The organism is Nonomuraea sp. NPDC049129, from assembly GCF_040648495.1.
Classification (GTDB): domain Bacteria; phylum Actinomycetota; class Actinomycetes; order Streptosporangiales; family Streptosporangiaceae; genus Nonomuraea.
In genome coordinates, this window is record NZ_JBEZDU010000005.1 from 237,396 (window position 1) to 264,380 (window position 26,985).

A 26,985-nucleotide genomic window follows, 5' to 3' on the forward strand; every position below is an offset into this window, starting at 1 on the left:
TCTGGTCCCCCTGGGACAGCCCCTGAGTGGGCTGGGGCCTTCAGCGGAACTCGTGAACGACCTCGATCGGCCCGACGATGTGAGCGTTGAAGGCGTCGAGATCCTCGGCGGGAACCCATAGCTCCAGGATCGTTTGGCCACCGGCCTGCTGGACCGGGTAGCGCGAAAGGAACTCAGATTCGACCTCGAAGCGGGTGACGAACCCGGCACCATCGTGCTTGACGTTCCAGTCCCGGGCGATCTTGATCGCGTAGTCCTCGTTGAGAACCGGGTAGAAGATCGGCTGCTCGGTCAGGCGCGGCGGCCACGCCCGCCAGTTCAGGGCTCGCACGAGCTCCAGCTCCTTTGGGCCGGTCGGACGCCAGAGGGTCGTCGTTGCGCTTCCACCGGACACGAGCGCTGCCCCCTTCCAGAGGTGATCAATCGATCGCAAGGTCAGGACGGTGGACGATACCGGGCGCAGAGGACTGGGCCAACCTGGTTTTCACGACGCTGGCAAGCGGGCGGCTCCGTCGATTCAGGCGACTGCTCGTCGGACTCGGTAGTCCCACCGTGTAAGGACGCGGACGACCGTCTCCGCACCGATCGGGTTGGCGCTGTGGACGAAGATCGCTCCGATATGGAAGGGCTGCCCGTTGAAGGCCGCCTCCTCCAGGAGCGTCACGACAGGCATGATGCTGTCGTCGCCGCCCAGGTCGTGGTCGAGCCAGAGTTCGTCGATGAAGCCGTCGCGGTGTTCCTGGAGAAGCCGGATGCCCTCCTTGCTGGTGCGGGCGACCTGTGAAGCTCTGGGCAGCGGCCGCAGGTCATCGATGCCGAGGATGAGCGATTCCGACATCAGAAGCCTTCGGTGGTCACCATGGGACCGCTGTTGAGGTAGTTGATCAGTGCGGTCCGGGTGGTCGACACGAATGCCTCGGGCACTTCGTCGACCGGATGCCACGCGACGTCACCGTGGTTGTGTGGTTCGGCGTTGAAGGGGTCGCCGCTCCATTCGCTGGCGACGAAGACGACGGTGACGAAGCCGTTCGGTGCTTCGACGCCCCAGGCGCAGTGGATCAGACCGGCCACGCGGAGGTCGGCGGGGTCTACAACCAGGCCGGTTTCCTCCTTGAGTTCGCGGACTGCGGTCTGGGTGATCACTTCGCCCTTACCGGCTTTGCCGACGGGGAGGTCCCAATGGTCAGGGGCGAACTTCGCCTGGCGTCCTCGCCGGATGAGCAGTACCCGTCTCTGCTCCTGGTCGTGGATGATGACGGCGGCAACGAGGAGGGTGTGCGCTTCGAGTGCGGGGGGCAGTGCGGTGCCGGGCATGGGCATGGGTGCGATCCTTTCATGCGGCGGTGGCCGCATGCCGGATGCGTTGTTCCAGTAGGGCTGCTCCAGGGACGCCTCGGTGTTTGTAGACGGCGAGGGTCGGGCGGATTCCCGCCAGGGCGGTCCTGCTGCGGCCCGACGCCATCCCTTCGGCGAGGTCGAGTGCCTGGCTCCAGGCTCCGATCGCTTCGTCGGCTCGTGCTTGGACGGCGAGGCAGTCGCCGAGGTCCATGTGAGTGAGTAGATGGACGCGCGGGTAGGCGGCGGGGTCCCAGGAGGTGAACGCCGCCCGGTGGCGAGCCTCGGTGCCGAGGTGATCACCGATCTCGGTCAGGGTTCTCGCGGTGTGGGAGTCGACGGTTCCCGAGGCCGGTCCCATGAGCAGCGAGTACGAGGGCTGCGGATCTCCGGAACGACTCAGTGCGTCTTCTGCCGCGAGAAGTGCTCGTGCGGCGCCGGCCTTCTCCCCGAGTGCCGCGTTCGACCTTGCGTGCGTGATGTGTAGGAGCGCCTTGGTCGCGCCGTCGCAGCGACCTTCGGCTCGCTTGAGAGCGGCTTCGATGAGATCTCGGCTGTGGTGGCGTTCCGTCAAGCTGAGTGCTTGGTGGGCGATCGCTCGCATCATCCAGGCGGCGTGGGCGCCGGGGTCGGCTTCGATGGCGAGTTGGAAGCCGGTGAGGTAATACCGCTGGGCCGCGCCTTCGTGGCTGAGGTCGTGGTGTTTCCATCCGAGTAGCCAGGCAAGTTCGGCTGCGGCGCTGAATGCGTCGCGTCGTGTTGCTTCGTCGGTGAAGCGTCCCGACAGTATGGGGGCGACGGTGTCGGAAAGGTAGGCCGCGACGGTGGACAGCCCGTGTCCGCCGCCGAGGCGTTCGTCGGCCGCGCCGAACGCCTTGGTGATCTGCCGGACGACAACTACCTCGGCCGCTCCGACTCGGGACAGTCCTGTGCGCGCCCGGAGGAGCCTGCTCACTGCCTCGGCGTCGTAGTCGAGGGGCATTCTCACGTGGGCGGCGGTGTAGACGGCCGTAGCGAGATAGCGCCTGTTCTCGACATCGGTTCGGCCGAGAAGGGTCGCGGTCTCGATGGGCTCTGTACCCTCGAGCGCTGGCGGTTCATCGGCGAAGAACCCGAGTTGCTGGCGGGTCACCGGACGCCCGGCGCGGCGCGAGAGTGCTTCGACGAGGTAGCCGATGGTGCGTTCACCCGGCTCGATGCCCGCCACCCAGTGCGCGATGGCCGACTTGTTGGTGCGCAGCGCTTCGCCGTTCTCCGCAGCGACACGCACGACGGCGCGAGCAACTCCCTCATAGCCCAGGCCGGAAGCCGAGATCATCTCCCGCAGCCGGTCATTCGGGGAGCGCTGGCCAGGGGGCCTCGCCATCGGAACTCCCTATAAATAAACCGATTAAACGCTCTGCGACTCCTTCGACCATAGCGGTCCTGTTCGTGCGGGGCCACTGTTAGCAGCAACCCCAATACGGAGCGTGAGAACGCGTCCGCGGAAGGAGTCGACTGATGACCGCTCAGACCGGCCTCGACGTCGTCACAGGTGTGGAGCGAAAGCATCCGAGGGACCTCGTCCCCGAGCTCCTCGGGGAGCACCTCGTCTCCTCGAACGGAGGAACCCAAGTGTCCACTGCCATCCACGACAAGATCAGTGTCGAGCTGCCCGAGACGTTCGACCCGCGCTGGAACCGCATCCCCGGCATCACCGTGGATGGTCACCGCGTCACCCTCGACCCCGAGGCTCCCGTTCGCCCCCGCCATCCACACGCCTCAGGGGGCGGTCCGATCCTCCTAGGCGGGTGCTAAAGGTGACACCTCCGCGCCGCTACCGGGGCCGAGCAACATCGGCAGTGACGATCGCCCCTTCCCGGGGTGAGACGTCAGGGAGCGGCGCCAGCCGAACGTGGGAGAGAGGCGGCCGGTAAGAGGTGACCACGATGGCGGCGGACCCCATATCGGCGCCTGCTGGAGCGGGCGGAGTCTTGATCTTCCGGCCGCCGCCCGGCGGTCGGCACCCGAACAAGGGAGAACCCATGCACAACACAACCACCGGAGCCTCGGCGAATGCTTGGCGGGCCGCCGCTCCGCCTGGTGTGCTCCGCTACACGTTCGCGGGCGTACCCGAGCAGGTGCGTCGGGCGCGCAAGCTGGTGGAGGAACTGTTCACCGGCACCGGCCGCGAGGACGACGCCGGTCTAATTGTGAACGAGCTAGCCAACAACAGCGTGCTCTACACGCGTTCGGGGCGGCCGGGGGGCTGGTTCGGCGTGGAGCTGGCCTTCGGGACGCTGGTGCGGGTCGGTGTCGTCGATCTGGGCGGAGCGGGGTGGCTGATCGGAGAGCCCACCCCGTGCTCTCACGAGCCCACCCTGGACGACGATCTCGAAGGCCTGGAGGATCTGGCGGGGTTCGCGCTCAGCGGACGCGGTCTGGCGATCGTGGCGGAGTTGGCGGTGACGACGGGTGCGTGCGGGAGTGACGCGCTCGGCCATTTCGTGTGGGCTGACCTCGCCCTGCCCGACCCGGTCGAGGAGGTGCCGCCTGAGGCGTTGCGGCTCCTGGTGTCTTAGGGGAGGCCCAGCCTGCTGAAATCAGGCTGGCCCTCCTTGAGCGCAAGGATAAGGGCAGGACGGACCCAAGTAGGTTTACGTGATACCCGGAAGGCAAGGTAGTGGCGCAGAAGCCGAGGCATTAGCCCCCCGAATCGCGGACCGAAGTCGTTAAGTACGTTCCTGGACGTGACCGGCGAGAAAGGTCTGGTCGGCGTGAACCCTGACGGGCAGGTGCGGAGCAGCACCGACCCGGGAGCGACCTGGCAGCCAGGGGGACGCCTGCCCATGCGACCCGTCGCCTTCACGGCGGTGTCCGCCGAGCATCTCCTGGCCGCTGCCATGAACGGCATGGTCTACGAGTCGGTGGACAGCGGCGCCACCTTCCGGACCATCTACCAGCCGTAGGCGGCAGCACCACACCGAGCGCATCGAAATGGCTCCGAGCCGCGCTGCTCGGAGCCATTTCGATGCGGTTCTTACTTGAAGCGGCGCAGCCGGAGGCTGTTGCTCACCACGAAGACGCTGGAGAACGCCATCGCGGCGCCGGCGATCATCGGGTTGAGCAGACCCAGCGCCGCCAGCGGAAGGGCGGCCACGTTGTAGGCGAAGGCCCAGAACAGGTTGCCCTTGATGGTGGACAACGTGCGCCGGGACAACCGGATCGCGTCGGCGGCCACCCGCAGGTCGCCGCGTACCAGCGTGAGGTCGCTCGCCTCGATCGCGGCGTCGGTGCCGGTGCCCATCGCCAGCCCGAGGTCGGCCTGGGCCAGCGCGGCGGCGTCGTTGACCCCGTCGCCGACCATGGCCACGACCCGGCCCTCGGCCTGCAGCTTCTTGACCACGTCCACCTTGTCGGCGGGCAGTACCTCGGCGATCACCTCGGCGATGCCCACCTCGGCCGCCACCGTACGGGCCACGGCCTCGTTGTCACCGGTCAGCAGAACCGGCGTGAGACCGAGCGCGCGGAGCTGGGTGATGGCCTCCTGGCTGGTCGACTTGACCACGTCGGCCACCACCAGCACGGCACGGGCCTGTCCGTCCCACCCGACCGCGACGGCCGTGCGACCGGCGGCCTGTGCGGCGTGCAGCTCCCGCTCCAGATCGGCGGGCAGGTGCTGGGACCACTCCTCCAGCAGCCGGGGCCGGCCGACCAGCACCGCGTGACCGTCCACGATGCCCTGCACGCCGAGTCCTTCGACGTTGGCGAAGTCTTCCGGCGTGGGCAGTTCGCCGACCCGGGCCGCGGCGCCCTTGGCGATGGCCCGGGCGATCGGGTGCTCAGAGGCGTGCTCCAGCGCCCCGGCCAGGCGCAGCACCTTGGCCTCGTCCTCGCCATCGGCGACGTGGACATCGGTGAGGGTCATGCGGCCCTCAGTGACCGTGCCGGTCTTGTCCAGCACCACGGTGTCGATCTTGCGGGTGGACTCCAGCACTTCCGGACCCTTGATCAGGATCCCGAGCTGGGCGCCCCGGCCGGTGCCGACCAGCAGGGCGGTCGGCGTGGCCAGGCCGAGCGCGCACGGGCAGGCGATGATCAGCACCGCGACCGCGGCGGTGAAGGCCGCGCCCACGCCGTCGCCGGTGCCCAGCCAGAAGCCGAGCGTACCGATGGCCAGCGCGATCACGATCGGGACGAAGATGCCGGAGATGCGGTCGGCCAGCCGTTGCACGGCCGCCTTGCCGGTCTGGGCCTCCTCCACCAGCTTGGCCATCTGGGCGAGTTGGGTGTCGGCGCCCACCCGGGTCGCCCGTACGACGAGCCGGCCGCCGGCGTTCACGGTGGCGCCGGTGACCGCGTCGCCCACACGGACCTCGACCGGCACGGACTCACCGGTCAGCATGGAGGCGTCGACCGCCGACGTGCCCTCCTCGATGACGCCGTCCGTGGCGATCTTCTCGCCCGGCCGTACGACGAACCGGTCCCCGGCCGTCAGCTGGTCGGCGGGAATCCGGGTCTCCACGCCGTCGCGCAACACCGCGACGTCCTTGGCACCGAGCTCCAGCAGCGCCCGCAACGCCGCCCCGGCCCGCCGCTTGGAGCGGGACTCGAAATAGCGTCCCGCCAGGATGAACGCCGTGACCCCTGCCGCGGCCTCGAGGTAGATGTTGCCGGTGCCGTCGGTGCGCTCAATGGTGAACGCGAACGGGTGCGTCATGCCCGGCGTGCCGGCCGTGCCGAAGAACAGCGCCCACAGCGACCAGCCGAGCGCGGCCAGCGTACCGATCGAGATCAGCGTGTCCATCGTGGCGGCGCCGTGCCGGAGGTTGGTCCAGGCGGCCTTGTGGAAGGGCCAGCCCGCGTACACCACCACCGGCGCGGCCAGCACCAGCGACAGCCACTGCCAGTTGGTGAACTGCAGCGGCGGGATCATCGCCATCGCGATCACGGGCACAGCCAGCACCACGGAGGTGATGAGGCGGTTGCGCAGGGGTCGGAGTTCGTCCTCCGGCTCTTGCGCGACCGCCTGCGCCCCCTCCGTCTTGGGAGGGGCGGGGAGCGCGGCCGTGTAGCCGGTCTTCTCCACCTCCGCGATCAACTGCTGCGGATCCACGCCATCGGGGAAGGTCACCTTCGCCTTCTCCGTGGCGTAGTTGACCGTGGCGGTCACGCCGTCCATCTTGTTCAGCTTGCGCTCGATGCGGTTGGCGCACGAGGCGCAGGTCATGCCGCCGATCGAGAGTTCGACCGCGTTCTGCCGGTCATCGGTGACCGAAGTCATCACCGTGCTCCTTTCTCTCGCTCCGCTCTCTCGCTCCGCTCTCTCGCTCCGCTCTCTCGCTCCGCTCTCTCACTCAGTGGCCGTGGCCATCAGCGCCGTGGCCGCTGGGGGTGGCCGTCGGAGTCGCCTTGGGGAGGGCGGACTGCTCGCCGGCGCCAAGGGTGAAGTCCGCGGTACGGACCTCGCCGTCGTGCTGGAAGTCCAGGAACAGCCGGTAGTCGCCGGTGCTGGGCACCTCGGCGTAGAAGACGATCTCGGGGCCTGCCGGGGTCTTGCCGTCGCCGGGCTCACCGTCCGGGTGGACGTGAAGGTAGGCCAGGTCCTTGGCGCGCAGGGCCACCAGGTGACCGTAGGCGCCGAGGTAGGGCTGCAGGTCGGTGACCGGCTTGCCGTCCTTGGCGACCTTCAACGTGAGCTTGCTCGACTGCCCGAGGGCCAGGTCTCCGTCAAGGGTGACGGTGTATCCGTCGACCGTCGCGGTGCGGCTCTCCCCGGGCAGGGCCTTGGGCTCGTAGTCGCCCGCCGCCGCCAGGTCGGTGCCCAGTGTCAGGGCTTCACCGCCGACCGGTGAGAAGTCGGCGAAGGCTCGGTACGTGCCCGCGTCCGGCAGCGTCAGCTTGACCGACCACACGCCGTTGCCCGCCTCAGTGGGGTGCAGGTGCTGGAAGGTGCCCAGGTCGCGGGAGACCACGATGAAGTGGAGTTTCTTGTCGTGCTCGACCTTGTAGTCGGTGACCGGCTTGCCGTCGGGGCCGGTCACGGTGAACTGGAAGTCTGCGGGCTCACCGGGCTTGAGTGCCTCGGTGAGTGGGACGAGGGTGTAACCGTTCTCGGACACTTGGAGCCCCCCAGGGGTATCGCTTTTGGCCTGCTGGGTGGCGTGCTGGTCGTGACCCGCGCTCGCGCTCGTGGTGGGCGCCGTCATGGCGCGGTGATCCTCGGCCGGGGGCGTCCCGACCGGCCCTACCGCCTTGCCCGCCCCAAGAGCGCCGCCGAAGACGACGGCCAGCCCCAGGACATAGGCGCCGAGCTTGGCTGCGGTGTTCACGACTGATTCGCCACTTCGTATCCGGCTTCCTCGACCGCGGCAACGATCTTCGCCGGGTCAATGGAGTCGTCGCTGTCAACGGTCAGCAGTCCGGTGGCCAGGTCCACCTCGACGTTGGTCACGCCGGCCACTTCGCTGACCTCTTCTTTGACCGAGCTGACGCAGTGGCCGCAGGTCATGCCCTTGACGGTGTAGGTGGCAGTGCTCATATCGGTCTCTCCTCAAGGTCGATCAGGAACGGACAAGTCTGGCGATGGCGTCGGCGGCTTCCTTGACTTTCGCGTCGGCCTCCGGGCCGCCCTTCCGCGTGGCCTCGGCGACGCAGTGGGCCAGGTGCTCCTCCAGCAGCGACAGGGAGAACGACTTCAGCGCACTGGTCGCCGCGGACACCTGAGTGAGGATGTCGATGCAGTATTTGTCGTCTTCGACCATGCGCTGCAGGCCGCGGACCTGCCCCTCGACGCGGCGCAACCGCATCGCGTGATCCTTCTTGGTTCCGCCATATCCGGCCATGTCCGGACCTCCCATCCTTCGTCGCCGGGAACAACACCATACCCCCCTACGGTATTCCGGACAACAGAAGCCCAACAAGGCTGACGAAATCCAGGAGGATGAGATGCCACATGTGATGCGCAGGCCGGGCGTGCTCAGCGGGACCCGACTGGCCGCCTTCCTCGCCGCGGTTCATGTCGTCAACGACGCGACCTGGCTCCGGAGTCACCGGCGACCGCGGCCGGCATGGTCCTGGGCATGTCGGCCGCCCTCGGGGGCGCGCTGTACGGGGCACTCGGCTGGATCCAGGAACTCGTCGGGCTGACGGTGGGCATGGCCATCGATTTCGCCCTGGCGCTTCCATCAGCGGCGATCACCCTCGTCGCGCTTCGACGCCGGCAAGAAGTGGGTCGGTAGCGCTTGACAGATACCCCCCGAGGGTATTCATTAAGCCAGCAATACCCCGAGTCGCACACGAACCCGCCTCTCGCGGAATCGTTTGCGAGTCCGCATACCCTACCCCCGTATGGCATGGAGAACCGCTGATGTCTGCTCCATCTCCCCGGCGATGGGCCGCCCTGGCCCTGATCGCCACCGCTCAGTTCATCGTCATCATGGACACGTCGATCATCGGCGTGGCCCTCCCCCGCATCCAGGAGGACCTGGGTTTCTCCCAGGAGAACCTGTCGTGGGTCTTCAACGCCTACGTCGTCGCATTCGGCGGCCTGCTGCTGCTCGGCGGCCGACTGTCCGACCTGTTCGGCGCCCGCCGCGTGTTCGGCGCCGGCTGGGTCATCCTGCTGGCCGGCTCGCTCGTCGCCGGCATCGCCCCCGAGGTGTGGGTGGAGCTGGCCGGCCGCGTGATCCAGGGCGCCGGCGCCGCCCTGATCGCGCCGTCCGCCCTCACCCTGCTCATGATGCTCTTCGGCCACGACCCCCGGGAACTCACCAAGGCCATGGCCCTGTACGGCGCCGCGGCACCGGCGGGCGGCACCGCCGGCGTCTTCCTCGGCGGCGTCATCACCGAATACCTGAGCTGGCCCTGGGTCTTCTACATCAACATCCCCATCGCCATCGTGGTCCTGCTGGCCAACAAGCCGCTGATGCCCGCCGTACAGTCCCAGCGCGGCTCCATCGACGTGGTCGGCGCGCTGACCGTCACCGCCGGCCTCGCCTCCGCCGTGTACGCCATCGTCCGGGCACCTGAGATCGGCTGGGGCTCGGCGCAGACCTGGCTCGTGCTGGTCGGCGCCGTGGCCCTGCTCGGCGGCTTCGTCGCGATCCAGGCCCGCCGCCGCGAGCCGCTGATGCGGCTGTCGATCTTCCGTGCTCCGAACCTCTCCGCCGCCAACCTCACCCAACTGCTGCTCGGCGGCGCGTGGATCCCGATGTGGTTCTTCCTCAACCTCTACCTGCAGCAGGTCCTCGGCTACAGCGCCTTCCCGAGCGGCGCGGCGCTGGTGCCGATGACCGTCCTCATCATGGTCGGCATGATCGTCCTGGCACCCCGCGCGATCGGCCGCTTCGGCCCCAAGGCGACCACCGTGGTCGGCCTGACCCTGCTCGCCGCAGGGATGGGGTGGCTGTCACTGATCAGCCCGAACGGCAGCTTCGCCACCGACGTGCTGCCCGCCAGCCTCGTCGCCGCCCTCGGCATGTCCCTGGCCTTCATCCCCTCACTCGGCACCGCCATCTCCTCCGCCCGCCCCGAGGAAGGCGGCCTCGCCTCCGGCATCGTCAACACCAGCTACCAGGTCGGCTCGGCCCTCGGCCTGGCCGCCATGACCGCCGTCGCCGCCGCCAACGGCGCCGGACAACTCGGCAACCTGCCCGCCCTGACCAACGGCTTCTCCTCCGCCTTCATCGGCGCCGCCGGCATCGCCGCCGTCGGCGCCCTGCTCGCCGGGCTGACGCTGCGCTCCCACCGCACCGAGCCGGCCGCGTCCGAGCCCGCCACCACGCACAGCGGCCACTGACCACCTTGCTCTCTGAGCCCCGCTTTCAAGGAGTAACCCATGACCACCACACCGATCCTCATCGCTTACGACGGCTCATCAGGCGCCCGCCATGCGCTCGAAGAGACCGCCCGGCTCTTTCCCGGCGCCCCCGCCGTGGTCCTTTACGCCCGGCAGCCACTGGAGAGCCTCGCCGCACACCTGGAAGGCCACCCCGCCCTGGACGAGCTGCGCGACTTCGACGACAAGACCCTCGACGCCTCCGAACGACTGGCCACCGAAGGCGCGGATCTCGCCCGCGGACTCGGGCTGAAGGCCGAACCCCGGGTCGCCTCGATCCCCGAGGAGACCGTCGCCGACGCCATCGCCGATGTCGCGGAGGAGATCGACGCCTCGCTCATCGTGATCGGCTCACGAGGCAGGCAAGGACTACGGGCACTTGTCGCCGGAAGCACCTCCACCCACGTGGTCCACACCTCGGGCAGGCCCACACTGGTCATCCCGTCCAAGCCGCTCGCGGACGCCCGTCGCCACACTGAGCATCGCGCCGTTCGCTGAGACGCCTGCCGTTCCCGGCTCCCCGTTCCAGGGAGCCGGGAGAAGCACCACCGAGCGACCATGGGAGCGCCTCGGCTCGGCCAGAGCTACTTGAAAAACGAGAAACCCCAGCTCAACATCGATGAGCTAGGGTTTCCGTGCGGTGCGCCGCCAGGGACTCGAACCCCGGACCCGCTGATTAAGAGTCAGCTGCTCTAACCAACTGAGCTAGCGGCGCTTGCAGAGAGGAATATACCGGCACTCCGCATCCTGGTCGAATCGGTATCACCCGCCTGCCAGCCGCTAGAATAAAGTTCGGCAAGCAGACAGGAGCATCGATGTTCGACTCGCCCGCCGACGTGACCGAGCGGCTCGCCGCCGTTGACTATCTCTCCGACGACGCCATCTCCACCTCGGTGTTCCTCGCCGCCGCCCTCGGCAAGCCGCTGCTGGTCGAGGGCCCCGCGGGGGTGGGCAAGACGCAGCTGGCCAAGGCCGTGGCGCTGGCGACCGGCGCCCAGTTGGTCAGGTTGCAGTGCTACGAAGGGCTCGACGAGGCCAGGGCCCTGTACGAGTGGAACTACAAGAAGCAGCTCCTGCGCATCCAGGCCACCAGCGCCGACGACGACATCTTCAGCGAGGAGTTCCTGCTGGAGCGGCCGCTGCTCAAGGCGATCAGGGCCGGGGTGCCGACCGTGCTGCTCATCGACGAGACGGACAAGGCGGATGTGGAGGTCGAGGGGCTGCTGCTGGAGCTCCTGTCGGACTTCCAGGTGACGATCCCCGAGCTGGGCACGATCAGCGCGGTCCGCAAGCCGTACGTCGTGCTGACCTCGAACGCGACCCGCGAGCTGTCCGAGGCGCTCAAGCGGCGCTGCCTCTATCTGCACATCGAATACCCGACGCCCGAACGCGAGCGCGACATCGTGCTCAGCCAGGTGCCGACGATCCGCGCGGACCTGGCCGAGCAGCTGGCCAGGACGGTCGCCACGCTGCGCGCCATGGAGCTGAAGAAGGCGCCGTCGGTGGCGGAGACGGTCGACTGGGCCAACACGCTGCTCGCGCTCGGGCGCGACGAGCTGGACGAGCCGACGGTGGCCGGCACGCTGGGCGTGGTGCTCAAGCACGCCTCCGACCATGCTCGGGCGGTCAAGGAGCTCGGGCTGCCCTCATGAGTGACACCTCGCTGGTCGACAGGCATGTCGGGTTCGTGCACGCGTTGCGCGAGGCGGGGTTGCCCGTGTCGCTGGCCGAAGGGCTCGACGCGGCGCGGGCGCTGCGGGTGATCGATCTGACCGAGCGCGAGTCGCTGCGCGCCGCCTACGCGGCGACGCTGGTCAAGAAGCCAGCGTATCGGACCGGGTTCGACATGCTGTTCGACCTGTGGTTCCCGTCGTCCACGACCGGTCTGTACGCCGAAAACGCCATAAACAGCGACACCGCCGAGCTCAATGAGCTGCGTGACCAGCTGGCCAGGCTGCTGACCAGGGGCGGCGAGGCCGAGATGCGGGAGTTCGCCAGGGCCATGGTCGGGCGGTTCGGCCGCCAGCCGGCTGGTCCCGGCCGCCAGAACTGGTTCTCCTACAGCGTCCTGCGCGCCCTGTCCCCCGAGACGCTCATGGCCCGGATCCTCCAGGAGGTCCTGGCCGGCCAGGAGCGCGGCGGACTGGCCGAGAAGACCGCCCGCCAGCGGGTGAACTCCGGCATCAGGCGCTTCGAGGAGGCGGTCGCCACCGACGTGCGCCGCCGGATCGCCGAGGACTCCGGCGTGGAACGCATCGCCCGCTCGGCCGTACGCCCCCCGCTCGACCAGCTCGACTTCCTGCGCATCACCAAGGCGGACCTGGCCAGGCTGCGGCGCGAGGTCTACCCGCTGGCCCGGCGCCTGGCGGCCAGGCTGACGATCAAGCACAGGAAGGGCCGGCGCGGGCGGCTCGACTTCCGCCGCACCATGCGGGCCTCGCTGCAGAGCGGCGGCGTGCCGCTGACCACCCATTTCAAGCCGCCTCGGCCGCACAAGCCCGAGCTGGTGATCCTCTGTGACACCAGCGACTCGGTCTCGTCGTTCGCGCACTTCACGCTGCTGCTCACGTACGCGCTGAGGGAGCAGTTCACCAAGGTACGGGCGTTCGGGTTCGTGGACACGGTCGACGAGATCACCCGCTTCTTCGTCCCCGGCGCGGACGTGGTGGAGGCGATGACCCGGCTGGCCAACGAGGCGGACATGGTCCGCTTCGGGCGCACGAACTACGGCCACTCCTTCGAGCGCTTCGCCGAGCGCTACGGCGACGCGATCGGCCCCAAGACCTCGCTGCTGATCCTGGGCGACGCCCGCTCCAACTACCAGCCGGCCGCCGTCGACACCCTGCGCGCCCTGGCCGCGAAGGCCCGCCACGCCTACTGGCTCAACCCGGAGCCCCGGCAGCAGTGGGACACGGGCGACTCCATCGCCACCGACTACGACGCGGTCGTGCCGATGTACGAGTGCCGCAACGTCGCGCAGCTCAGCGCGTTCATCCAGGACTTGGCCTAGGCGCGCTGGAGCTCCCGGGCGGCGGTGCGGGTGAGCAGCTCGATCTGCTGCTCGTCGAGCACCTCGCCGGCGGTCGCCTTGACGCGCCGGGCCGCCAGGCTCGGCTTGAGCAGCGTGAGGCCCTCCGCCGTGACCTGGCCGCCGCGCGGCAGCAGGCCGCAGTGCACGGCGAGCAGCGGCGTGATCGTCACCGGGATGCCGGTCTCGCGAGTCAGCAGCTCGGCGAAGGCGTTGGAGGTCTCGATGAGAGACTTGGCCACCTTGGTGCCGTACTTCTCGCCGAAGAACAGCCGCCCGTTGTAGGTGGCGATCTCGGTGTCGGGGCTCCACGACTCGTTGTCGATGGCCCACAGCCCGCCGGGGCCGATCACGAGGTGGTCGATGGAGGCCTGATCCCTGATGGCCCGGCCGTCCAGGACGCTGTAGCCGAGCTTGCCGAGCGAGCGGCGGAGCATCCGGCCGGTGATCACCTCACCGCGCCGCCGGCCACGCCAGACCGCGGTCGCGTGGAAGGAGCGCCAGGCGATGTACCAGTCGACGCCGGCCACGATGCCCGCGAGGGCGACGCCGTAGAAGGCGGTGAGCGCCAGGTCGAACCGGATCGCCAGGCCGATGCCGGCCACGAAGCCCACGCCCGCCTTGATCATCCTTGATCGCTTGCGGTTGTTGGCGTCCTCCCGCCAGAACTTCTCGTAGTACCACTGAGGCGAGGCCCCAGTGAACTTCTCGTCCTGCTGCACGTAGATCGAGCCACCAGGCACGGCAAACTCCCCCAATGAGTCGCTGAACCATCAGGATCTGCCACGCCGAAGATCCCTCGCTGAGTCAATTAATACCCCACCTGACCCCAACGGAAGCAAGGGGACCCTAAGGTGACGGAAATAGCACCTGCGGGAAGTCCATCAACCGACCAGTCGGTATGCTGTGACGCGTGAAGGAAGAACCGGTACGCAGGAGGCTGCTGAGCGAGGCGACCCGGCTGTTCGCGGAGCGGGGCTTCGAGGGCGCGTCCGTGCAGGAGATCGTCGTGGCCGCCGGCGTCACCAAGGGCGCCATGTACCACTATTTCGACTCCAAAGATGATCTGCTGCACGAGATCTACGCGCGCGTGCTGCGCATGCAGATGGAGCGCCTGACCCACATCGCCGACGGCCCCGGGACGGTCGCCGAGCGGCTGCACGCGGCGGCGGCCGACGTCATCGAGACCACCACCGCGAACCTCGACGACTCCAAGATCTTCTTCCGCTCGATGCACCTGCTGGCGCCCGAGACGCGCAAGACCGTCCGCGCCGAACGCCGCCGCTACCACGAGCGCTTCCGCGACCTGGTGATCGAGGGCCAGCGCGAGGGGCTGTTCAGCGAACGCGTCCCGGCCGAGCTGGTCGTCGACTACTTCTTCGGCTCGGTGCACCACCTGGGCAGCTGGTTCCACACGGACGGACCGCTCACCGGCGCCCAGGTGGGCAAGCACTTCGCCGACCTACTGCTGACCTCGCTCGGGGCCGGGCCCGTCGACGAGTGAGGCCGGCGCCGGCACGTCGGCCAGTGATGCCAGCGCCTCCCGGTGGTCGCCGGGCGTGCCGAGCGCCGTCTCTGTGGCCTTGGCACGCTTGAGGTAGAGATGCAGGGGATGCTCCCAGGTCATCCCGATCCCGCCGTGCAGCTGCAGGGCCTCCTCAGCCGCGTGTACGGCCACACCCGCGTTCCACGCCTGGGCCACGGCGACCGTCACGGCCGAGTCGTCGCCGGCCGCGGCACGCGCGGCGGCGCGCGCCCTGACCACGTCGAGCCAGAGATCGGCCAGCCGATGCTTGATCGCCTGGAACGACCCGACCGGGCGGGCGAACTGGTGGCGTTCCTTGACGTAGGCGAGCGTGGTGTCCAGGCACCACTCCGCCACCCCGAGCTGCTCGGAGGCGAGCAGCCCGGCACCGGACCGCAGCACCTCGACCAGGTCGCACGGGCCCAGCGACCGCGCGGGCGCCGCCGAGAAGGTGACCGTCGCGACCGGCCGGGTCAGGTCCAGCGACGGTACGACCTGGACGGCGGCGTCGGCGGCCTCGACCGCGTACAGCTGGCCGCCGACCGGCACCAGCAGCACGTCGGCCACCTCCGCTCCCGCGACCGCGGACACGGTCCCGGACAGCGTCCCGCCGTCCAGGCTCACCGACGAGCCCCGCCTCGGCCGGTACGGCGAGGCGGCGAACGACACCACCAGGGCCGCGGTCGTCCGCCCCTCCGCCAGCCCGCCCAGCAGATCGGCCGAGCCCGTCGCCAGCAGCGCCTGAGTGGCCAGCACGGCACTGGTGAAGAACGGCACCGGCGCGACACCCCGGCCGAGCTCCTCCAGCACGACAGCGGCCTCACGGGCCGATGCGCCCGCCCCGCCGTACTGCTCGGGAATGAGCAGGCCCGCCACCCCGATCTCCCCGGCGAGCGTCTTCCACAGGTCGAGGTCGTAGGGGTCGGACTCCACCCGCTTGAGCACCGCGGCCGGCGGACAGCGGTCGGCGAGCACCCCGCGCACGGCGGCGCGCAGCTCCTCCTCGACCTCCGAGTACAGCAGGGTCATCGTGGCAGGTCCTTCCAAGGGACGTCCTTGTCGACGCGGGGTTCTGAGGGCAGGCCGAGCACTCGTTCGGAGATGATGTTGCGCAGGATCTCCGAGGTGCCGCCCTCGATCGAGTTGCCCTTGGCGCGCAGGTAGCGGTAGCCGGCGCCACGCCCGTAGAAGTCGAGGTCCTCCGATCGGCGGAAGGTCCAGTCGTCGTAGCCGAGGTCGCGCCGGAGCTCGATGTCGAGGCCCGACAGCTCCTGGTTCAGCTTGGCGAACGACAGCTTCATGCCCGACCCCTCAGGACCGGGGTGCCCGGCGACGAGCTGTTCGCGCAACCGTACGCCGGACAGGCGAGTCACCTCCGCCTCGACCCACAGCGACAGCAGCCGCTGGTGCAGGTCGTGGGTGCGCAGCTCGGGGTGTTCGCGCCAGGTGTCGAGCACCGGCCCGATCATGCCGCCGCCGCGCCGTACGGGGGCCCCGCCGATCGCGACGCGCTCGTTCATCAGCGTGGTCTGGGCGACCCGCCAGCCGTCGCCGACCTCACCGAGCCGCAGGTCGTCGGAGAGCCGGACGCCGGTCAGGAAGACCTCGTTGAACTCGGCCTCTCCGGTGATCTGCCGCAGCGGGCGCACCTCGACGCCTGGCGCGTGCATGTCGCAGATGAAGTACGTCATGCCGCGGTGCTTGGGCACGTCCGGGTCGGTACGGGTGACGAGGATCGCCCACCGGGCGTGGTGCGCGCCGGAGGTCCAGACCTTCTGGCCGTCGACGACCCACTCATCGCCGTCCCTGACCGCCCTCGTGGCCAGCGTCGCCAGGTCGGACCCCGCGCCCGGCTCGCTGAAGAGCTGGCACCAGATCTCCTCGCCCGTCCACAAGGGCCGAAGGAAGCGGCGCCGCTGCTCCTCGGTGCCGAACGCCAGGACCGTCGGCGCCGCCATGCCCAGGCCGATGCCCTGCACGCCGGTGTTGAGCTGCGGCGTGTCGGCGAGCTCCCGCTCGACGACCTGCTGCAGGTCCCGCGACACGCCCAGGCCGCCGAGCCCTTCGGGGAACCACACCCACGCCAGCCCGGCGTCGAACCTGGCCCGCAGGAACTCCAGCCGGTTCTTCGGATCATTGGCGCCGAGGAGCGCGTCGACGCGCTCCTTAATCTCCGCCTCGTTCACATGTACCTCTTCAGTTCGCGGTAGGCGAGTGAGCGCTTGTGCACCTCGTCGGGACCGTCGGCCAGGCGCAGCGACCTGGCTCCCGCCCAGAGCCCCGCCAGGGGGAAGTCCTGCGAGACGCCGCCCGCGCCGTGCACCTGGATCGCCTTGTCGAGGATCCATTCCACGGCGATCGGGGTCGAGATCTTGATGGCCTGGATCTCGGTGTGGGCGCCCTGGTTGCCGACGGTGTCCATGAGCCAGGCCGTCTTGAGCACGAGCAGCCGCAGCTGCTCGATCCGGATGCGGGACTCGGCGATCCACTCCTGGATCACGCCCTGCTGGGCGACGGGCTTGCCGAACGTCGTACGCCCCAGCGCGCGGCGGCACATCAGCTCGACGGCGCGCTCGGCCATGCCGATCAGCCGCATGCAGTGGTGGATACGGCCCGGCCCGAGCCTGGCCTGGGCGATCGCGAAGCCGCCGCCCTCCTCGCCGATCAGGTTGTCGACCGGCACCCGTACGTCCTCGAAGGCGATCTCGGCGTGGCCGCCGTGGTCGGCGTCGCTGTAGCCGAACACGTGCATGCCGCGCTTGATCCGCATCCCGGGCGTGTCACGCGGCACCAGGACCATGCTCTGCTGGCGGTGCTTGGGCGCGTCGGGGTTGGTCTTGCCCATGAGGATGAAGATCTTGCAGTCGGGGTTCATCGCGCCGGAGATGAACCACTTGCGGCCGTTGATGACGTACTCGTTGCCGTCGCGGGCGATGGAGGTGGCGATGTTCGTGGCGTCGGAGGAGGCCACGTCGGGCTCGGTCATCGCGAACGCCGAGCGGATCTGCCCGTCGAGCAGCGGTTGCAGCCACTCCTTGCGCTGCCACTCGTTACCGAACATGGAGAGGACCTCCATGTTGCCGGTGTCGGGCGCGGCGCAGTTGGTGGCCACCGGGGCGAGGTTGGGGCTGCGGCCCATGATCTCGGCCAGCGGCGCGTACTGCAGGTTCGTCAGCCCCGCGCCGTGCTCTCCCGGCAGGAACAGGTTCCACAGGCCGCGCTTCCTGGCCTCGTCCTTGAGGTCGGCGACGAGCGGCGGGGAGCTCCATCCGCTGGTCGCGGCCTGCTCCTCGAAGGCGGCTTCGGCTGGATAGACGCATTCGTCCATGAAGAGAAGCAGGCGCTCACGCAGGTCCTCGGTGACACTGTCGAAGGCGAAGTCCATACCCCGGAGCCTACCGACCGGCCGGTATGAGTGTCGACAGGTGGTCGCCGAGAAACCGGCTCAGGTGGCCATAAAGGCGATCCGGATCTTCTTTTAGGGTGACCGCTATGACCGCGAACCTGCCCTCCCCTGTGCTGCTCGAGAACGACGTCGTCCGCCTTGAGCCGTTGACGATGGAGCACATTCCCGACCTGTTCCTGGCCGGGGGCGGGGATGAGGAGGTCTGGCGCTGGATGCCCGCCAAACCACCGCGAGCCGAGTCGGAGCTGGCGGGGCTCGCTCAGGGCCTCATCTCGGACGACAAGCACATCCCGTTCGCGGTCGTGCTCAGGTCGTCGGGGCTGGCCGTCGGCTGGACCACGTACGGCGACGTGCCCGGGTTCGAGAAGAGCATCGAGATCGGCTGGACCTGGTACGGCCGGACGGTCTGGCGTACGGCGGTCAACACCGCCTGCAAGGTGTTGCTCATCGACCATGCTTTCGACAAGCTGGGCTACAACCGCGTCTTGCTCAAGACGGACGTCCTCAACCTACGTTCGCAGAACGCCATCAAGCGCATCGGCGGTGTGCACGAGGGGACGCTGCGCCGCCAGCGCAGGAGGCCGGACGGCACCTGGCGTGACACGGTCTATTTCGGCATCCTCGAAGAGGAGTGGCCGGACCACCGAGCTCGCCTGATCCGTTAGCGAAAGGGCCGCATGACCGACCGGCTGGGGGGCTACTGGTTAGGCTCCCGGCTCGGCGGTGCCGTCCATGACGCCTACGACGAGTTGGGCACTCGATATGCGCTCACCCGCCTCCCCGCGCGGCCCCCGGGCCCCGTCAAGGCGGCCTTACAGGTCCGGTCGCTGTGCGTCGCGCGGGTGGTGGACGCCTGTCTCGACGGGGACGCGCCGTATCTGGTCAGCGAGTACGTGCCCGGGCCGACGCTGGCGGAGGTGGTCGGGCGGCGGGGGCCGTACGGCGGGGACGACCTGTACCGGCTGGCGGCGGCCACGGCGACGGCGCTGGCGGCGATCCACGAGGCCGGGGCGGTGCACGGAGGGCTCACGCCGGACCGGGTCGTCCTGGGGGCGGAGGGGCCACGGCTCGTCGGGCTCGGGACCGCGACCGACGGGAGTGGGCCGCCGGGGGATGTACGGGATTGGGGCCGGCTGCTGGTGTTCGCGGCATACGGCCCCGCGCCACCCGACGGGCTGGACCCATCGCCGGGCCAGCCCTCCGGCCGGCCCACTCAACCCGGCCAGCCTGGGCGGCCCGAGCGGCTGCTCGATCGGTTCGATCGGCCGCTTCGGGAGCTCGTGCTGGCGGCCCTGCGCCGGGATCCGGACCGGCGGCCGAGCGCGCACCAACTGCTGCTGTCCCTGCTCGACGTGCCGCAGTCGCAGCAGGGGCGCCTGCTCCCGCCCGAGCCGGTGGACGACCCCCCACTGGGCGCGCGAGCCGAACGCCTCTACCTCCAGCTCAGCCCCGCCGACCAGGACCTGGTGCCCGAGGTGTTCCTGCGCCTGGTCGGCATGGCGGCCGACGGCACCGACACCCGCCGTCGCGCCACCCGTACCGAGCTGGTCACCGGCCGCCCTCCGGAACAGGCCGCCATGGACCGGGTCCTCAGGGCGTACACGGAAGCGGGGCTGATCGACCAGAGCGACTCCGACGCGGACGGCGTGGACATCGACCAGAGCGGCACCGACGCGGGCGGCCTGGTCATCGCCCAGGCGGCGCTCCTGCGGGCCTGGCCGCGCCTGCACGAGTGGCTGGAGGCCGAACGCGACGGCCTCGCCGTACACCGCGACCTGACCAGGGCGGCGCGGCGGTGGGAGTCGGGCGGCCGGCGGGAGAGCGACCTGTTCCAGGAGGACGACCTGGACCGGGCGCTGGCGTGGGCGGCGAGCGGGCGGCGGCGCGTGACGCTGAGCGCCGCCGAGCAGGCGTTCCTGGACGGCGGACGCGCATGGGTACGCGGTCGCGCACGCGGTCGGCGGCGGGCCATGGCGGCCCTGGCGTCGGTGACCCTCGTGGCGGTCCTGGCGGCGGTCGTCGTCGCCGTCTGGCACAACAGCAGCGCCGAGGGGCGGCTGGACCAGGCGATGGCGCGGGTGGCAGCGTCCAGGGCGCGGGCGCTGCGGGCGGCCGACCCGGTGACGGCGCGCCGGTTGAGCCTGGCCGCGTGGCGCCTGGCCCCGGTCGCGGAGGCCCGTGCCGCGCTGGCGGACTCGGCGGCCGATCCGGCGGTGGACGTGTTCGCCGACCCGTACGGCGGTCCGCACTCGCTCGACGCCCTCAGCGACGATGGCACCCGGCTGGCCGCGCTGACCGACGGGACGATCCGGGTGTACGACCCCCTTTCCCGCAGGCAGCTGGCCATGACCGCCGGTCCCGCCCAGAGCGTACGGGCGCTGGCCTGGTCCCCCGACGGCCGGACACTGGCGCTCGTCGGCGTCGACCGGTCCTACCTGTGGGACACGACCTCGGGCGCGGGCGTGGGACGGCCCTTCGGCCGGGGGCTGGGCGCGCCGGGGCAGCAGGCGGCCTGGTTCAGTCCGGGGGGCGGTCTGCTGTTCGCCGCGGCCCGCCAGTCGGGCGAGCGATGGGCCTGGAACCTGCGGACCGGCCGGGCCGCGTTCGTCGGCCAGTACGCGGTGGTGGGGCCGCGTGACAAGGTGGCGCTGGTGTTCGCGGGGACGCGTTCGGAGGTGGTCCGCCTGTCCGGCCATGGCGCCCGTACGCCGGCGCCCTGGCTGGACCGGATGCCGTGGGAGTACACGGTGTTCAGCCCCGAGGGTGAACGGGTGGCGATCGCCGAGGAGACCGGCGTGCAGATCTACACGCTGGACGGCGTGCCCGTGCTCCCGGTGCGGCTCCGGCCCTCTCCCGGCAGCCTCACCTTCAGCGCCGACGGCCAGCTCCTGGCCAGCACGGACAGCGACCGTGTCCGGGTCTGGCGGGTCGCGGACGGCACCCGCCTCACGGACCGCCAGGTCCCGGCGGCCGGCGCCGACCGTCCCGTCCAGGCCGCTCTCGCGCCGGGCGGACGCTGGCTGCGCGTACTGGCCGGCCACGGCACGGTCCTCACCATCGACCTCGCCCACGCGACCCCGCCCCCGGATCCGGCCGGGTCGGCGGCGTCGATCTGCGGCCGGTACGGAGGGCTGTCCCAGACTGACTGGGACCGTTATCTGGCCGAGGTGCCGTATCGACCGGTGTGCTAGCTCACCCCACCACGTGGAGGTGCTCGCGTGCGTAGGCGCTCGCACGTCAGTGGCCGCGTGCGTAGGCGCTCGCACGCCGATGGCCGCATGCGTAGGTGGCCGGGCGCCGATGCCCGCATGCGCAGACACTCGCACGCCGATGCCCGCATGCGCAGGTGGCCGGGCGCGATGGCCCGCGCCGCCTCAGGTGCCTGACCCCAGCATCCCCCGCAGGAGGTCCCGTACGGCCTCCCGCAGGTCGTCGCGCGAGGGCACGGCACCCGCCCCCGCGATGGCGTCGAACATGATGCCCTCGCCGAACGCCACCAACTGCCGCCCATGCCGCGCCGGATCCGGCGACCCGAGGGCGGCCAGCAGCCCGACGACGGGATCGCGGAAGCGGCGCCCCGCCTTGTCGTAGATCTCGCGCAGCTCAGGCCGCCTGGTCGCCTCCAACGCCAGCTCGTAGCGGGCCAGCGTGCGCCTGGAGTCGCCGAGCTGAACGTGCAGCGCCTCAGCCACCAGCTCCGGCAGATCGGACTCCAGGAACGGGTCAGCTGCGGCGTTCGCGCCCTGGAGCCGGTAGACCGGGGCCAATGCCTGTACTTCCAGGTCCGTGAGGCGGGAAAGCGTCAGTTCCAGCAGCGCGGCGCGGGTGCGAGCCAGGTTGGACGTGGACCCGGGCGGGAGGCCCGCTGCCTCGTCGACGGCCCGGTGGGTGAGGCCGCGCATGCCGCGCTCCGCCAGCAGGGTGATGGCCGTGTCCGCGACGGTCTCAGAGCGCTTCACGAGCAGCAAGACTACACCGGTAGTGCCACCGGACTACAGGCGTAGTAGGGTGAAACTACAGACGTAGTTTGGGAGGCAAGGCATGGGCAGAGCCGTGGTGATCGGTGGCGGTATAGGCGGGCTGACCTCGGGAATCGCGTTGCGGCGCAAGGGCTGGGACGTGACCGTGCTCGAACGCGCGGCCGCGCTGGAGCCCGTCGGGGCCGGGGTGGCCGTCGCCGCCAACGCGTTGAAGGCACTCGACGTGATCGGCCTGGGCGACCGCGTGCGCGAGTTGTCCAGGATCCAGGGCCAGGTGGGCGTACGACAGCAGAACGGGCGCTGGCTGACGCACACCACCGAGGACAAGGCCCAGAAGCTCTACGGCGACTCGATCGTCATCCTGCTCCGCGCCACCCTCGTCGAGTTGCTCATAGAGAGCCTGGGTCACGAGCGCCTGCGCTTGAACACCACCGTCACCGGGGTGGACGCCGGCCAGGGCATCGTCCGCACCGGTGCCGGTGACATGGAGGCCGATCTGATCGTGGCCGCCGACGGCATCCACTCGGCGACGCGCACCGCGCTGTTCCCTGAGCACCCCGGTCCGGTGTACTCGGGAGTCACCGCCTGGCGGGGGCTGGTGCCCGCGCTCGACCGTGAGGTCCCGAGCACGGAGACGTGGGGCAGGGGCCTGGTGTTCGGGGCTCACCAGTTGAACGACGAACTCATCTACTACTACGCGACGGACCTGTCACCCGCCGGAGCCGTGCACGCGGACGAGCGCGCGGAGTTGCTGCGCAGGTTCGGTGGCTGGCACGATCCGATCCCCGCCCTGATCCGCGCGTCGGACAACGCACGGATCCTCCGCAATGACCTCTACTACTTCGACACACCGTTGCCCGCCATGCACCGAGGCCGGGTGGCGCTGGTCGGCGACGCGGCCCATCCCATGACGCCCAACCTCGGCCAGGGCGCCTGCCAGGCCATCGAGGACGCCGTCGTTCTCGCCCTCACCGTCTGCGGCGACTTCTGGATTAATGGTGGTTCTCCAGGCCGACACCTCGACGCGAATGGCGCGGGTGGGCACCTCGACGCGAATGACCCAGGTGGGCACCTCGGCGCTGGGGGTGGGCTCGCCGCCTATACGGCCGCGCGTCTGGAGCGGACCGCGGGCATCGTGCGCCAGGCGATGACCATCTGCAAGGTGACCAAGCTACGGAATCCGGTGGCCGTCGGGCTGCGGAACGCGGGGGTGGCGCTGGCCTCGCGGATCACACCAGATCTGATGTTGCGGTCAATGAACGAGATCCTCGGGTGGCGTCCACCCCGACAGGCTGGGAGTGATCAGGGGCCAGCCGCCCGAGTGTGATCGTTCCCCCGATGGTGAGTGCGGCCGCCAGCATGGCCGGGATCGCCGTGGACGGGCTGGTCGGGAGTGGTTCGCCGAGGAGGATCGCGCCGGCGAGCACCGAGGTGATCGGGTCCACGACCTGTACGCCCGCGTACGCGATGCCGAAGTAGCCGACCGCGTAAGAGCGTTGCAGCATCACGACCGCGCCGACCAGCAGCACAGGTATGACGAGTGTGAACCAGTGCAACAGCCTGCCCCAGTCCCCGTTCATGCCACCGCCGACCGCCCGGACGAACGTTGACACGCTCGCGGTCACGGCGCCGGCGCCCACGGACAGGACGAGGGCCTTGCTGGGTCCGCGCAGCCTGTTGGCGAACAGTTCGGCGGCGAGCACGATCAGGCCGATCACGACGATGAAGCCGATCGCGGCCCCGCTGCCGAGACTCGGTCTGACGTTGTGCGCCGGGACCAGCACCATGAGCCAGAGCAACCCGACGGCCACCGCGATGGAGCCGAGGATCTCCGCCTTGTACGGGCGGCGGCCGTACATCAGCGCGGCGAGCGGCACCGCGAACACCAGAGTGGCCACGCTGATCGGTTGTACGGCGACCAGCGGCGCGAGGCTCAGCGCCACGGCGTGCAGGGACGCGCCGACGAAGCCGATGACCCCGCCGATCCACCAGCGAGGACGCCTCACCAGCCTGAGGGAGGCGCCCTCCGCTACGGCTTCGTACTGTTGCAGCGCCGCGCCGAACGCGTATCCGAGTGCCCCGGCCAGCGCGATCACGAGACCGACCCAGGTCATCGGCGCCCGCGCAGGGACATGGATCCTTCCAAGAGCATTGCACCAGCTTATGAGGGAAGCTAAGTGCTTGAATCATCCTTTTGGCCAGACATCCCTCATCACGGACGTACCGCCGCACCAGTCCGGTCCATCACCCCAGCCACACAGCGGGACGACGGGACGTGTCAGGATTTTTCAGGACTTTTCGGGGCAGACGCAGAACGCGTGCCCCTCCGGGTCCTGCATCACGATCCACCCGACCTTCCCGTCCGTGACCCCGGGCTGGAACTCGGGCTTGGTCGCCCCCAGGGCGATGTACTCCTCCACCGCCCGCTCCACGTCCGGCACCCGGAAGTCGAGATGGAACTGCTTGTCCGAGCTGGGCCACTCCACCGGCTTGCGGTCGGCGACGCGGCCGAAGTAGATGTTCGTCGTCCCGTCGCCCACCGCGGCGTACTCGTCCTCGGAGTATTGGATGTCCAGCCCGGTCACCTGGTGCCAGAACTCGGCCAGCCTCTTGGGCTCGGCACAGTCGATGGTGAAGGCGATGAGCTTCGCGTGAGTTGTCATGATGAAAGGCTCGCAGGCATACCTGCCATCTTTTGTCAGGTACGCCTAGCCGCGACGAGTGGCCGATGTCACACGCTTGAGGATCCTGTCCCACTCCGTACCGAACGGGTTGTCCTGCACCAGATAAGTCCAGGTCGCGGTGGGGCGCTTGAGGTCGGGCTCCGGTGCCTCGAACGATTCGACCGAGCGGCGTTCGACCTCCGACAGCAGCGACTTGTACTCCGCCACGGCCTCCCGGTGGAACTCGTCGATCGGGCTCATCCGGCCGAGCGCCCGCAGGTGGATGCCCTCGCGCAGGTCGGTCAGGAACGCCAGGTGCTCGGTCCAGCAGCGGTCGATCGCGTGCAGCACGATCTGCCTGGCCGTCTCGTCGCGGGTGTCCTCCGGCAGCGACTCCCAGCGCTCGGGGTCGGCCTCGGCCAGCGCCTTGGCCGCCGAGTCGCCGTGCAGGACCTTGTCGCGCCACTCCAGGATGAGCTCGCGCTGGTGCTCCAGCAGGCGGGTGTAGCGCCACGTGTTGCGGTGGATCTCCAGGTTCACGCCCTCGGCGACCCGCTGGGCGTGGGCCACGAGGTAGGGGCCGCGGCGGTGGCGTACCAGGCCGTCGGCGTCGGCGGCGGGCGGGCGCTCGTCGGGGACGAACTGGGTGATGAGGTCGTCCTGCATGCTGACGAAGAACGCCGAGGCGCCGGGATCGCCCTGACGGCCCGCGCGACCGCGCAGCTGGTCGTCCAGGCGGCTGCTCGCGTGGCGGCCCGAGCCGATCACGTACAGGCCGCCCAGCTCGGCCACGCCGTCACCGAGCCGGATGTCGGTGCCGCGGCCGGCCATCTGCGTGGAGACGGTGATGGCGTCGCGCTCGCCGGCCTTGGCGATGATCGCGGCCTCTTCGGCGTCGTTCTTGGCGTTGAGCACGACGGGCTCCAGGCCGCGCCGCTGCAGGAGCTTGGCCAGGTTCTCCGACTCGGCCACGTCCAGCGTGCCGATGAGGATGGGCCGGCCGGTGGCGTGCGCCTCCTGGATCTCCTCGACCAGCGCGGCGTCCTTGTCCGGAACGGTCGGATAGATGCGGTCCGGCTCGTCCTTCCTGACGCACGGCCGGTTGGGCGGGATCACCGCGACCTTGAGGCCGTAGAACTCGCCGAGCTGCTCGCTGACGGCGACCGCCGTGCCCGTCATCCCGGAAATCTGCGGATAACGCCGGATCAGGCCCTGGACGGTGATCGAGTCGAGGATCTCGCCCTTCTCGCTCGGCGGCAGCGTCTCCTTGGCCTCCACGGCCGCCTGCAGGCCGTCGGGCCAGCGCTGGAGCACGGCCACCCGGCCGCGCGAGGGGTTGATGAGCTGGACCTTGCCGTCGCGCACGATGTAGTCGACGTCACGGGTGAGCAGGGCATGGGCGTGCAGGGCGAGGTTGAGCTCGATCAGCGTGCCGGGCTCGTTCTCGTCGTACAGCTCGACGTCCAGCATGCCCTCGACGCTGTCGGCGCCCTTGGTCGTCAGGTAGACGTTGCGCGCCTGGTCGTCGATCTCATAGTGGTAGCCCCGGATCAGCTGCCTGACCAGCGCGGCCATCTCCGGCACCGCGCTGCCCTCGTCCGCCGCCCCCGCCATGACCAGCGGCACCCGCGCCTCGTCCACGAGCACCGAGTCGGCCTCGTCGACCAGCGCCACCTCGGGCGCGGGCACGATGATCTCCGCCGCGTCGGTGCGCAGCCGGTCGCGCAGCACGTCGAAGCCCATCTCGCTGACGGGTCCGTACGTGACGTCCTGCGCGTAGGCCGCGCGCCGCTCGTCGGGCGTGGAGTTCTGGTCGATCCAGCCCACCGAGACGCCCATGGCCTCGTAGAACGGCGCCATCCACTCGGCGTCGCGCCTGGCCAGGTAGTCGTTGACGGACATCACGTGCACGCGCTTGCCCTGCAGCGCGTAGCCGGCCGCGGCCATCGCCCCCGACAGCGTCTTGCCCTCACCGGTCGCCATCTCGGCGATCTGCCCGTCGAGGAGGGCGAGCGTGCCAAGAAGCTGCACGTCGTACGGCCTGAGCCCGAGCGTCCGGTCGGCGGCCTCCCGCGCTACGGCGCAGAACTCCGCCAGATCATCCATTTTCGGCCTGGGCAACTCTTCGAGCGCGCTGACGCGTTCGGCTCGTTCGCCCGCCGCCTTGACGATCTTTTTGTACGGGCTGAGGTTCACCCCGCCCGGACGATCCAGGAGGTTTCTCACTATT

General features: G+C 69.7%; 28 protein-coding genes and 1 tRNA gene. 12 read left to right on the forward strand and 17 right to left on the reverse strand.

Annotated features, from left to right (window positions below):
* Positions 1-40: 40 nt before the first annotated feature.
* The 4 genes from AB0B64_RS17025 to AB0B64_RS17040 all read right to left on the reverse strand — a co-directional run bounded on the left by AB0B64_RS17025 (position 41) and on the right by AB0B64_RS17040 (position 2,701).
* Positions 41-331, reverse strand: a complete 291-nt coding sequence (locus tag AB0B64_RS17025) for a hypothetical protein (protein ID WP_357956291.1) — start codon at positions 329-331, stop codon at positions 41-43.
* Between the two features lie 186 nt (positions 332-517).
* Positions 518-838, reverse strand: a complete 321-nt coding sequence (locus tag AB0B64_RS17030; protein WP_357956293.1) for a cyclic-phosphate processing receiver domain-containing protein — start codon at positions 836-838, stop codon at positions 518-520.
* Positions 838-1,320, reverse strand: coding sequence for an NUDIX domain-containing protein (locus AB0B64_RS17035; RefSeq protein ID WP_357956294.1), 483 nt, complete (start codon positions 1,318-1,320; stop codon positions 838-840). The genes AB0B64_RS17030 and AB0B64_RS17035 overlap by 1 nt, the downstream gene beginning before the upstream one ends.
* A 13-nt stretch (positions 1,321-1,333) precedes the next feature.
* Positions 1,334-2,701 carry a tetratricopeptide repeat protein gene (locus tag AB0B64_RS17040; RefSeq protein ID WP_357956297.1) on the reverse strand — a complete coding sequence of 456 codons (1,368 nt, stop codon included), beginning with the start codon at positions 2,699-2,701 and terminating at the stop codon, positions 1,334-1,336.
* Positions 2,702-2,835: 134 nt separating this feature from the next.
* Here AB0B64_RS17040 and AB0B64_RS17045 point away from each other — a divergent pair, with 134 nt between their 5' ends.
* From AB0B64_RS17045 to AB0B64_RS17055, 3 genes are all read left to right on the forward strand, one after another.
* The gene (locus AB0B64_RS17045; RefSeq protein ID WP_357956300.1) at positions 2,836-3,132 is read left to right on the forward strand and encodes a hypothetical protein; all 297 of its coding nucleotides are present in this window, start codon (positions 2,836-2,838) and stop codon (positions 3,130-3,132) included.
* 227 nt (positions 3,133-3,359) lie between these two features.
* Positions 3,360-3,896, forward strand: coding sequence for a hypothetical protein (locus tag AB0B64_RS17050; RefSeq protein ID WP_358178293.1), 537 nt, complete (start codon positions 3,360-3,362; stop codon positions 3,894-3,896).
* 168 nt (positions 3,897-4,064) lie between these two features.
* Entirely contained in the window at positions 4,065-4,283 is a 219-nt protein-coding gene (locus AB0B64_RS17055; protein ID WP_357956304.1) for a hypothetical protein, read from the forward strand.
* Positions 4,284-4,354: 71 nt separating this feature from the next.
* Here AB0B64_RS17055 and AB0B64_RS17060 read toward each other — a convergent pair whose 3' ends face one another.
* The 4 genes from AB0B64_RS17060 to AB0B64_RS17075 form a co-directional block, all read right to left on the reverse strand.
* A complete protein-coding gene (locus AB0B64_RS17060) occupies positions 4,355-6,598 on the reverse strand; it encodes a heavy metal translocating P-type ATPase (RefSeq protein WP_357956305.1) in 2,244 nt (747 codons plus the stop codon).
* A gap of 73 nt (positions 6,599-6,671) precedes the next feature.
* Entirely contained in the window at positions 6,672-7,646 is a 975-nt protein-coding gene (locus AB0B64_RS17065; protein ID WP_358178295.1) for a hypothetical protein, read from the reverse strand.
* Positions 7,643-7,855, reverse strand: a complete 213-nt coding sequence (locus AB0B64_RS17070; protein ID WP_357956308.1) for a cation transporter — start codon at positions 7,853-7,855, stop codon at positions 7,643-7,645. The genes AB0B64_RS17065 and AB0B64_RS17070 overlap by 4 nt, the downstream gene beginning before the upstream one ends.
* Before the next feature lie 22 nt (positions 7,856-7,877).
* Complete coding sequence (locus tag AB0B64_RS17075; RefSeq protein WP_357956311.1) at positions 7,878-8,159, reverse strand: metal-sensitive transcriptional regulator; 282 nt, start codon at positions 8,157-8,159, stop codon at positions 7,878-7,880.
* 237 nt (positions 8,160-8,396) lie between these two features.
* Between AB0B64_RS17075 and AB0B64_RS17080 the strand changes: the two genes are divergently transcribed.
* The 3 genes from AB0B64_RS17080 to AB0B64_RS17090 all read left to right on the forward strand — a co-directional run bounded on the left by AB0B64_RS17080 (position 8,397) and on the right by AB0B64_RS17090 (position 10,651).
* Positions 8,397-8,555, forward strand: a complete 159-nt coding sequence (locus tag AB0B64_RS17080) for a hypothetical protein (protein ID WP_358178297.1) — start codon at positions 8,397-8,399, stop codon at positions 8,553-8,555.
* A 128-nt stretch (positions 8,556-8,683) separates the two neighbouring features.
* The gene (locus tag AB0B64_RS17085) at positions 8,684-10,114 is read left to right on the forward strand and encodes an MFS transporter (protein ID WP_358178298.1); all 1,431 of its coding nucleotides are present in this window, start codon (positions 8,684-8,686) and stop codon (positions 10,112-10,114) included.
* Positions 10,115-10,153: 39 nt separating this feature from the next.
* Entirely contained in the window at positions 10,154-10,651 is a 498-nt protein-coding gene (locus tag AB0B64_RS17090; RefSeq protein ID WP_357950733.1) for a universal stress protein, read from the forward strand.
* Positions 10,652-10,794: 143 nt separating this feature from the next.
* Here the strand turns inward: AB0B64_RS17090 and AB0B64_RS17095 are convergent.
* Positions 10,795-10,868, reverse strand: a tRNA-Lys gene (locus tag AB0B64_RS17095).
* 100 nt (positions 10,869-10,968) lie between these two features.
* Here AB0B64_RS17095 and AB0B64_RS17100 point away from each other — a divergent pair.
* On the forward strand, positions 10,969-11,805 hold the full coding sequence (locus AB0B64_RS17100; RefSeq protein WP_358178300.1) for a MoxR family ATPase: 837 nt from the start codon (positions 10,969-10,971) through the stop codon (positions 11,803-11,805).
* Positions 11,802-13,163: a VWA domain-containing protein gene (locus tag AB0B64_RS17105; protein ID WP_358178302.1), complete on the forward strand. Its 1,362-nt coding sequence runs from the start codon at positions 11,802-11,804 to the stop codon at positions 13,161-13,163. Before AB0B64_RS17100 ends, AB0B64_RS17105 begins: the two co-directional genes overlap by 4 nt.
* On the opposite strand, the gene AB0B64_RS17110 is transcribed toward AB0B64_RS17105, so the two are convergent.
* The gene (locus tag AB0B64_RS17110) at positions 13,160-13,924 is read right to left on the reverse strand and encodes a nuclease-related domain-containing protein (protein ID WP_357950725.1); all 765 of its coding nucleotides are present in this window, start codon (positions 13,922-13,924) and stop codon (positions 13,160-13,162) included. The two genes, AB0B64_RS17105 and AB0B64_RS17110, sit on opposite strands and share 4 nt — an antisense overlap.
* 170 nt (positions 13,925-14,094) lie before the next feature.
* Between AB0B64_RS17110 and AB0B64_RS17115 the strand changes: the two genes are divergently transcribed.
* Entirely contained in the window at positions 14,095-14,685 is a 591-nt protein-coding gene (locus tag AB0B64_RS17115; protein WP_357950722.1) for a TetR/AcrR family transcriptional regulator, read from the forward strand.
* Here the strand turns inward: AB0B64_RS17115 and AB0B64_RS17120 are convergent.
* From AB0B64_RS17120 to AB0B64_RS17130, 3 genes are read right to left on the reverse strand one after another with little or no spacing between them, the layout of a single operon-like run.
* Complete coding sequence (locus AB0B64_RS17120; protein WP_357950719.1) at positions 14,644-15,735, reverse strand: acyl-CoA dehydrogenase family protein; 1,092 nt, start codon at positions 15,733-15,735, stop codon at positions 14,644-14,646. The two genes, AB0B64_RS17115 and AB0B64_RS17120, sit on opposite strands and share 42 nt — an antisense overlap.
* Complete coding sequence (locus AB0B64_RS17125) at positions 15,732-16,892, reverse strand: acyl-CoA dehydrogenase family protein (RefSeq protein ID WP_357950716.1); 1,161 nt, start codon at positions 16,890-16,892, stop codon at positions 15,732-15,734. The genes AB0B64_RS17120 and AB0B64_RS17125 overlap by 4 nt, the downstream gene beginning before the upstream one ends.
* Entirely contained in the window at positions 16,889-18,091 is a 1,203-nt protein-coding gene (locus tag AB0B64_RS17130; protein WP_358178304.1) for an acyl-CoA dehydrogenase family protein, read from the reverse strand. The genes AB0B64_RS17125 and AB0B64_RS17130 overlap by 4 nt, the downstream gene beginning before the upstream one ends.
* Positions 18,092-18,198: 107 nt before the next feature.
* Between AB0B64_RS17130 and AB0B64_RS17135 the strand changes: the two genes are divergently transcribed.
* Together AB0B64_RS17135 and AB0B64_RS17140 are read left to right on the forward strand one after the other, a co-directional pair.
* A complete protein-coding gene (locus tag AB0B64_RS17135; protein ID WP_357950711.1) occupies positions 18,199-18,777 on the forward strand; it encodes a GNAT family protein in 579 nt (192 codons plus the stop codon).
* A gap of 12 nt (positions 18,778-18,789) precedes the next feature.
* Positions 18,790-21,303: a hypothetical protein gene (locus AB0B64_RS17140; RefSeq protein WP_358178306.1), complete on the forward strand. Its 2,514-nt coding sequence runs from the start codon at positions 18,790-18,792 to the stop codon at positions 21,301-21,303.
* Positions 21,304-21,486: 183 nt separating this feature from the next.
* On the opposite strand, the gene AB0B64_RS17145 is transcribed toward AB0B64_RS17140, so the two are convergent.
* Positions 21,487-22,071 (reverse strand): TetR family transcriptional regulator C-terminal domain-containing protein, encoded by a 585-nt coding sequence (locus AB0B64_RS17145; protein WP_358178308.1) that lies wholly within the window; start codon positions 22,069-22,071, stop codon positions 21,487-21,489.
* 82 nt (positions 22,072-22,153) lie between these two features.
* Between AB0B64_RS17145 and AB0B64_RS17150 the strand changes: the two genes are divergently transcribed.
* A complete protein-coding gene (locus tag AB0B64_RS17150; RefSeq protein WP_358178310.1) occupies positions 22,154-23,419 on the forward strand; it encodes an FAD-dependent monooxygenase in 1,266 nt (421 codons plus the stop codon).
* Here the strand turns inward: AB0B64_RS17150 and AB0B64_RS17155 are convergent.
* The 3 genes from AB0B64_RS17155 to secA2 all read right to left on the reverse strand — a co-directional run bounded on the left by AB0B64_RS17155 (position 23,322) and on the right by secA2 (position 26,981).
* The gene (locus AB0B64_RS17155) at positions 23,322-24,206 is read right to left on the reverse strand and encodes a DMT family transporter (RefSeq protein WP_357950702.1); all 885 of its coding nucleotides are present in this window, start codon (positions 24,204-24,206) and stop codon (positions 23,322-23,324) included. The genes AB0B64_RS17150 and AB0B64_RS17155 overlap by 98 nt on opposite strands.
* 174 nt (positions 24,207-24,380) lie before the next feature.
* The gene (locus AB0B64_RS17160) at positions 24,381-24,755 is read right to left on the reverse strand and encodes a VOC family protein (protein ID WP_357950700.1); all 375 of its coding nucleotides are present in this window, start codon (positions 24,753-24,755) and stop codon (positions 24,381-24,383) included.
* A 45-nt stretch (positions 24,756-24,800) separates the two neighbouring features.
* A complete protein-coding gene (gene secA2 / locus AB0B64_RS17165) occupies positions 24,801-26,981 on the reverse strand; it encodes an accessory Sec system translocase SecA2 (protein WP_358178312.1) in 2,181 nt (726 codons plus the stop codon).
* Positions 26,982-26,985: the final 4 nt, after the last annotated feature.

Coding starts and splice junctions, on each gene's coding strand:
- AB0B64_RS17040 (WP_357956297.1), bottom strand. CDS start 2,701: ATGGCGAGGCCCCCTGGCCAGCGCTCCCCGAATGACCGGCTGCGGGAG.
- AB0B64_RS17130 (WP_358178304.1), bottom strand. CDS start 18,091: ATGGACTTCGCCTTCGACAGTGTCACCGAGGACCTGCGTGAGCGCCTG.
- AB0B64_RS17140 (WP_358178306.1), top strand. CDS start 18,790: ATGACCGACCGGCTGGGGGGCTACTGGTTAGGCTCCCGGCTCGGCGGT.
- AB0B64_RS17080 (WP_358178297.1), top strand. CDS start 8,397: ATGTCGGCCGCCCTCGGGGGCGCGCTGTACGGGGCACTCGGCTGGATC.
- AB0B64_RS17160 (WP_357950700.1), bottom strand. CDS start 24,755: ATGACAACTCACGCGAAGCTCATCGCCTTCACCATCGACTGTGCCGAG.
- AB0B64_RS17070 (WP_357956308.1), bottom strand. CDS start 7,855: ATGAGCACTGCCACCTACACCGTCAAGGGCATGACCTGCGGCCACTGC.
- AB0B64_RS17030 (WP_357956293.1), bottom strand. CDS start 838: ATGTCGGAATCGCTCATCCTCGGCATCGATGACCTGCGGCCGCTGCCC.
- AB0B64_RS17120 (WP_357950719.1), bottom strand. CDS start 15,735: ATGACCCTGCTGTACTCGGAGGTCGAGGAGGAGCTGCGCGCCGCCGTG.
- AB0B64_RS17060 (WP_357956305.1), bottom strand. CDS start 6,598: ATGACTTCGGTCACCGATGACCGGCAGAACGCGGTCGAACTCTCGATC.
- AB0B64_RS17085 (WP_358178298.1), top strand. CDS start 8,684: ATGTCTGCTCCATCTCCCCGGCGATGGGCCGCCCTGGCCCTGATCGCC.
- AB0B64_RS17150 (WP_358178310.1), top strand. CDS start 22,154: ATGGGCAGAGCCGTGGTGATCGGTGGCGGTATAGGCGGGCTGACCTCG.
- AB0B64_RS17135 (WP_357950711.1), top strand. CDS start 18,199: ATGACCGCGAACCTGCCCTCCCCTGTGCTGCTCGAGAACGACGTCGTC.
- AB0B64_RS17105 (WP_358178302.1), top strand. CDS start 11,802: ATGAGTGACACCTCGCTGGTCGACAGGCATGTCGGGTTCGTGCACGCG.
- AB0B64_RS17100 (WP_358178300.1), top strand. CDS start 10,969: ATGTTCGACTCGCCCGCCGACGTGACCGAGCGGCTCGCCGCCGTTGAC.
- AB0B64_RS17090 (WP_357950733.1), top strand. CDS start 10,154: ATGACCACCACACCGATCCTCATCGCTTACGACGGCTCATCAGGCGCC.
- AB0B64_RS17045 (WP_357956300.1), top strand. CDS start 2,836: ATGACCGCTCAGACCGGCCTCGACGTCGTCACAGGTGTGGAGCGAAAG.
- AB0B64_RS17035 (WP_357956294.1), bottom strand. CDS start 1,320: ATGCCCATGCCCGGCACCGCACTGCCCCCCGCACTCGAAGCGCACACC.
- AB0B64_RS17050 (WP_358178293.1), top strand. CDS start 3,360: ATGCACAACACAACCACCGGAGCCTCGGCGAATGCTTGGCGGGCCGCC.
- AB0B64_RS17155 (WP_357950702.1), bottom strand. CDS start 24,206: ATGACCTGGGTCGGTCTCGTGATCGCGCTGGCCGGGGCACTCGGATAC.
- AB0B64_RS17075 (WP_357956311.1), bottom strand. CDS start 8,159: ATGGCCGGATATGGCGGAACCAAGAAGGATCACGCGATGCGGTTGCGC.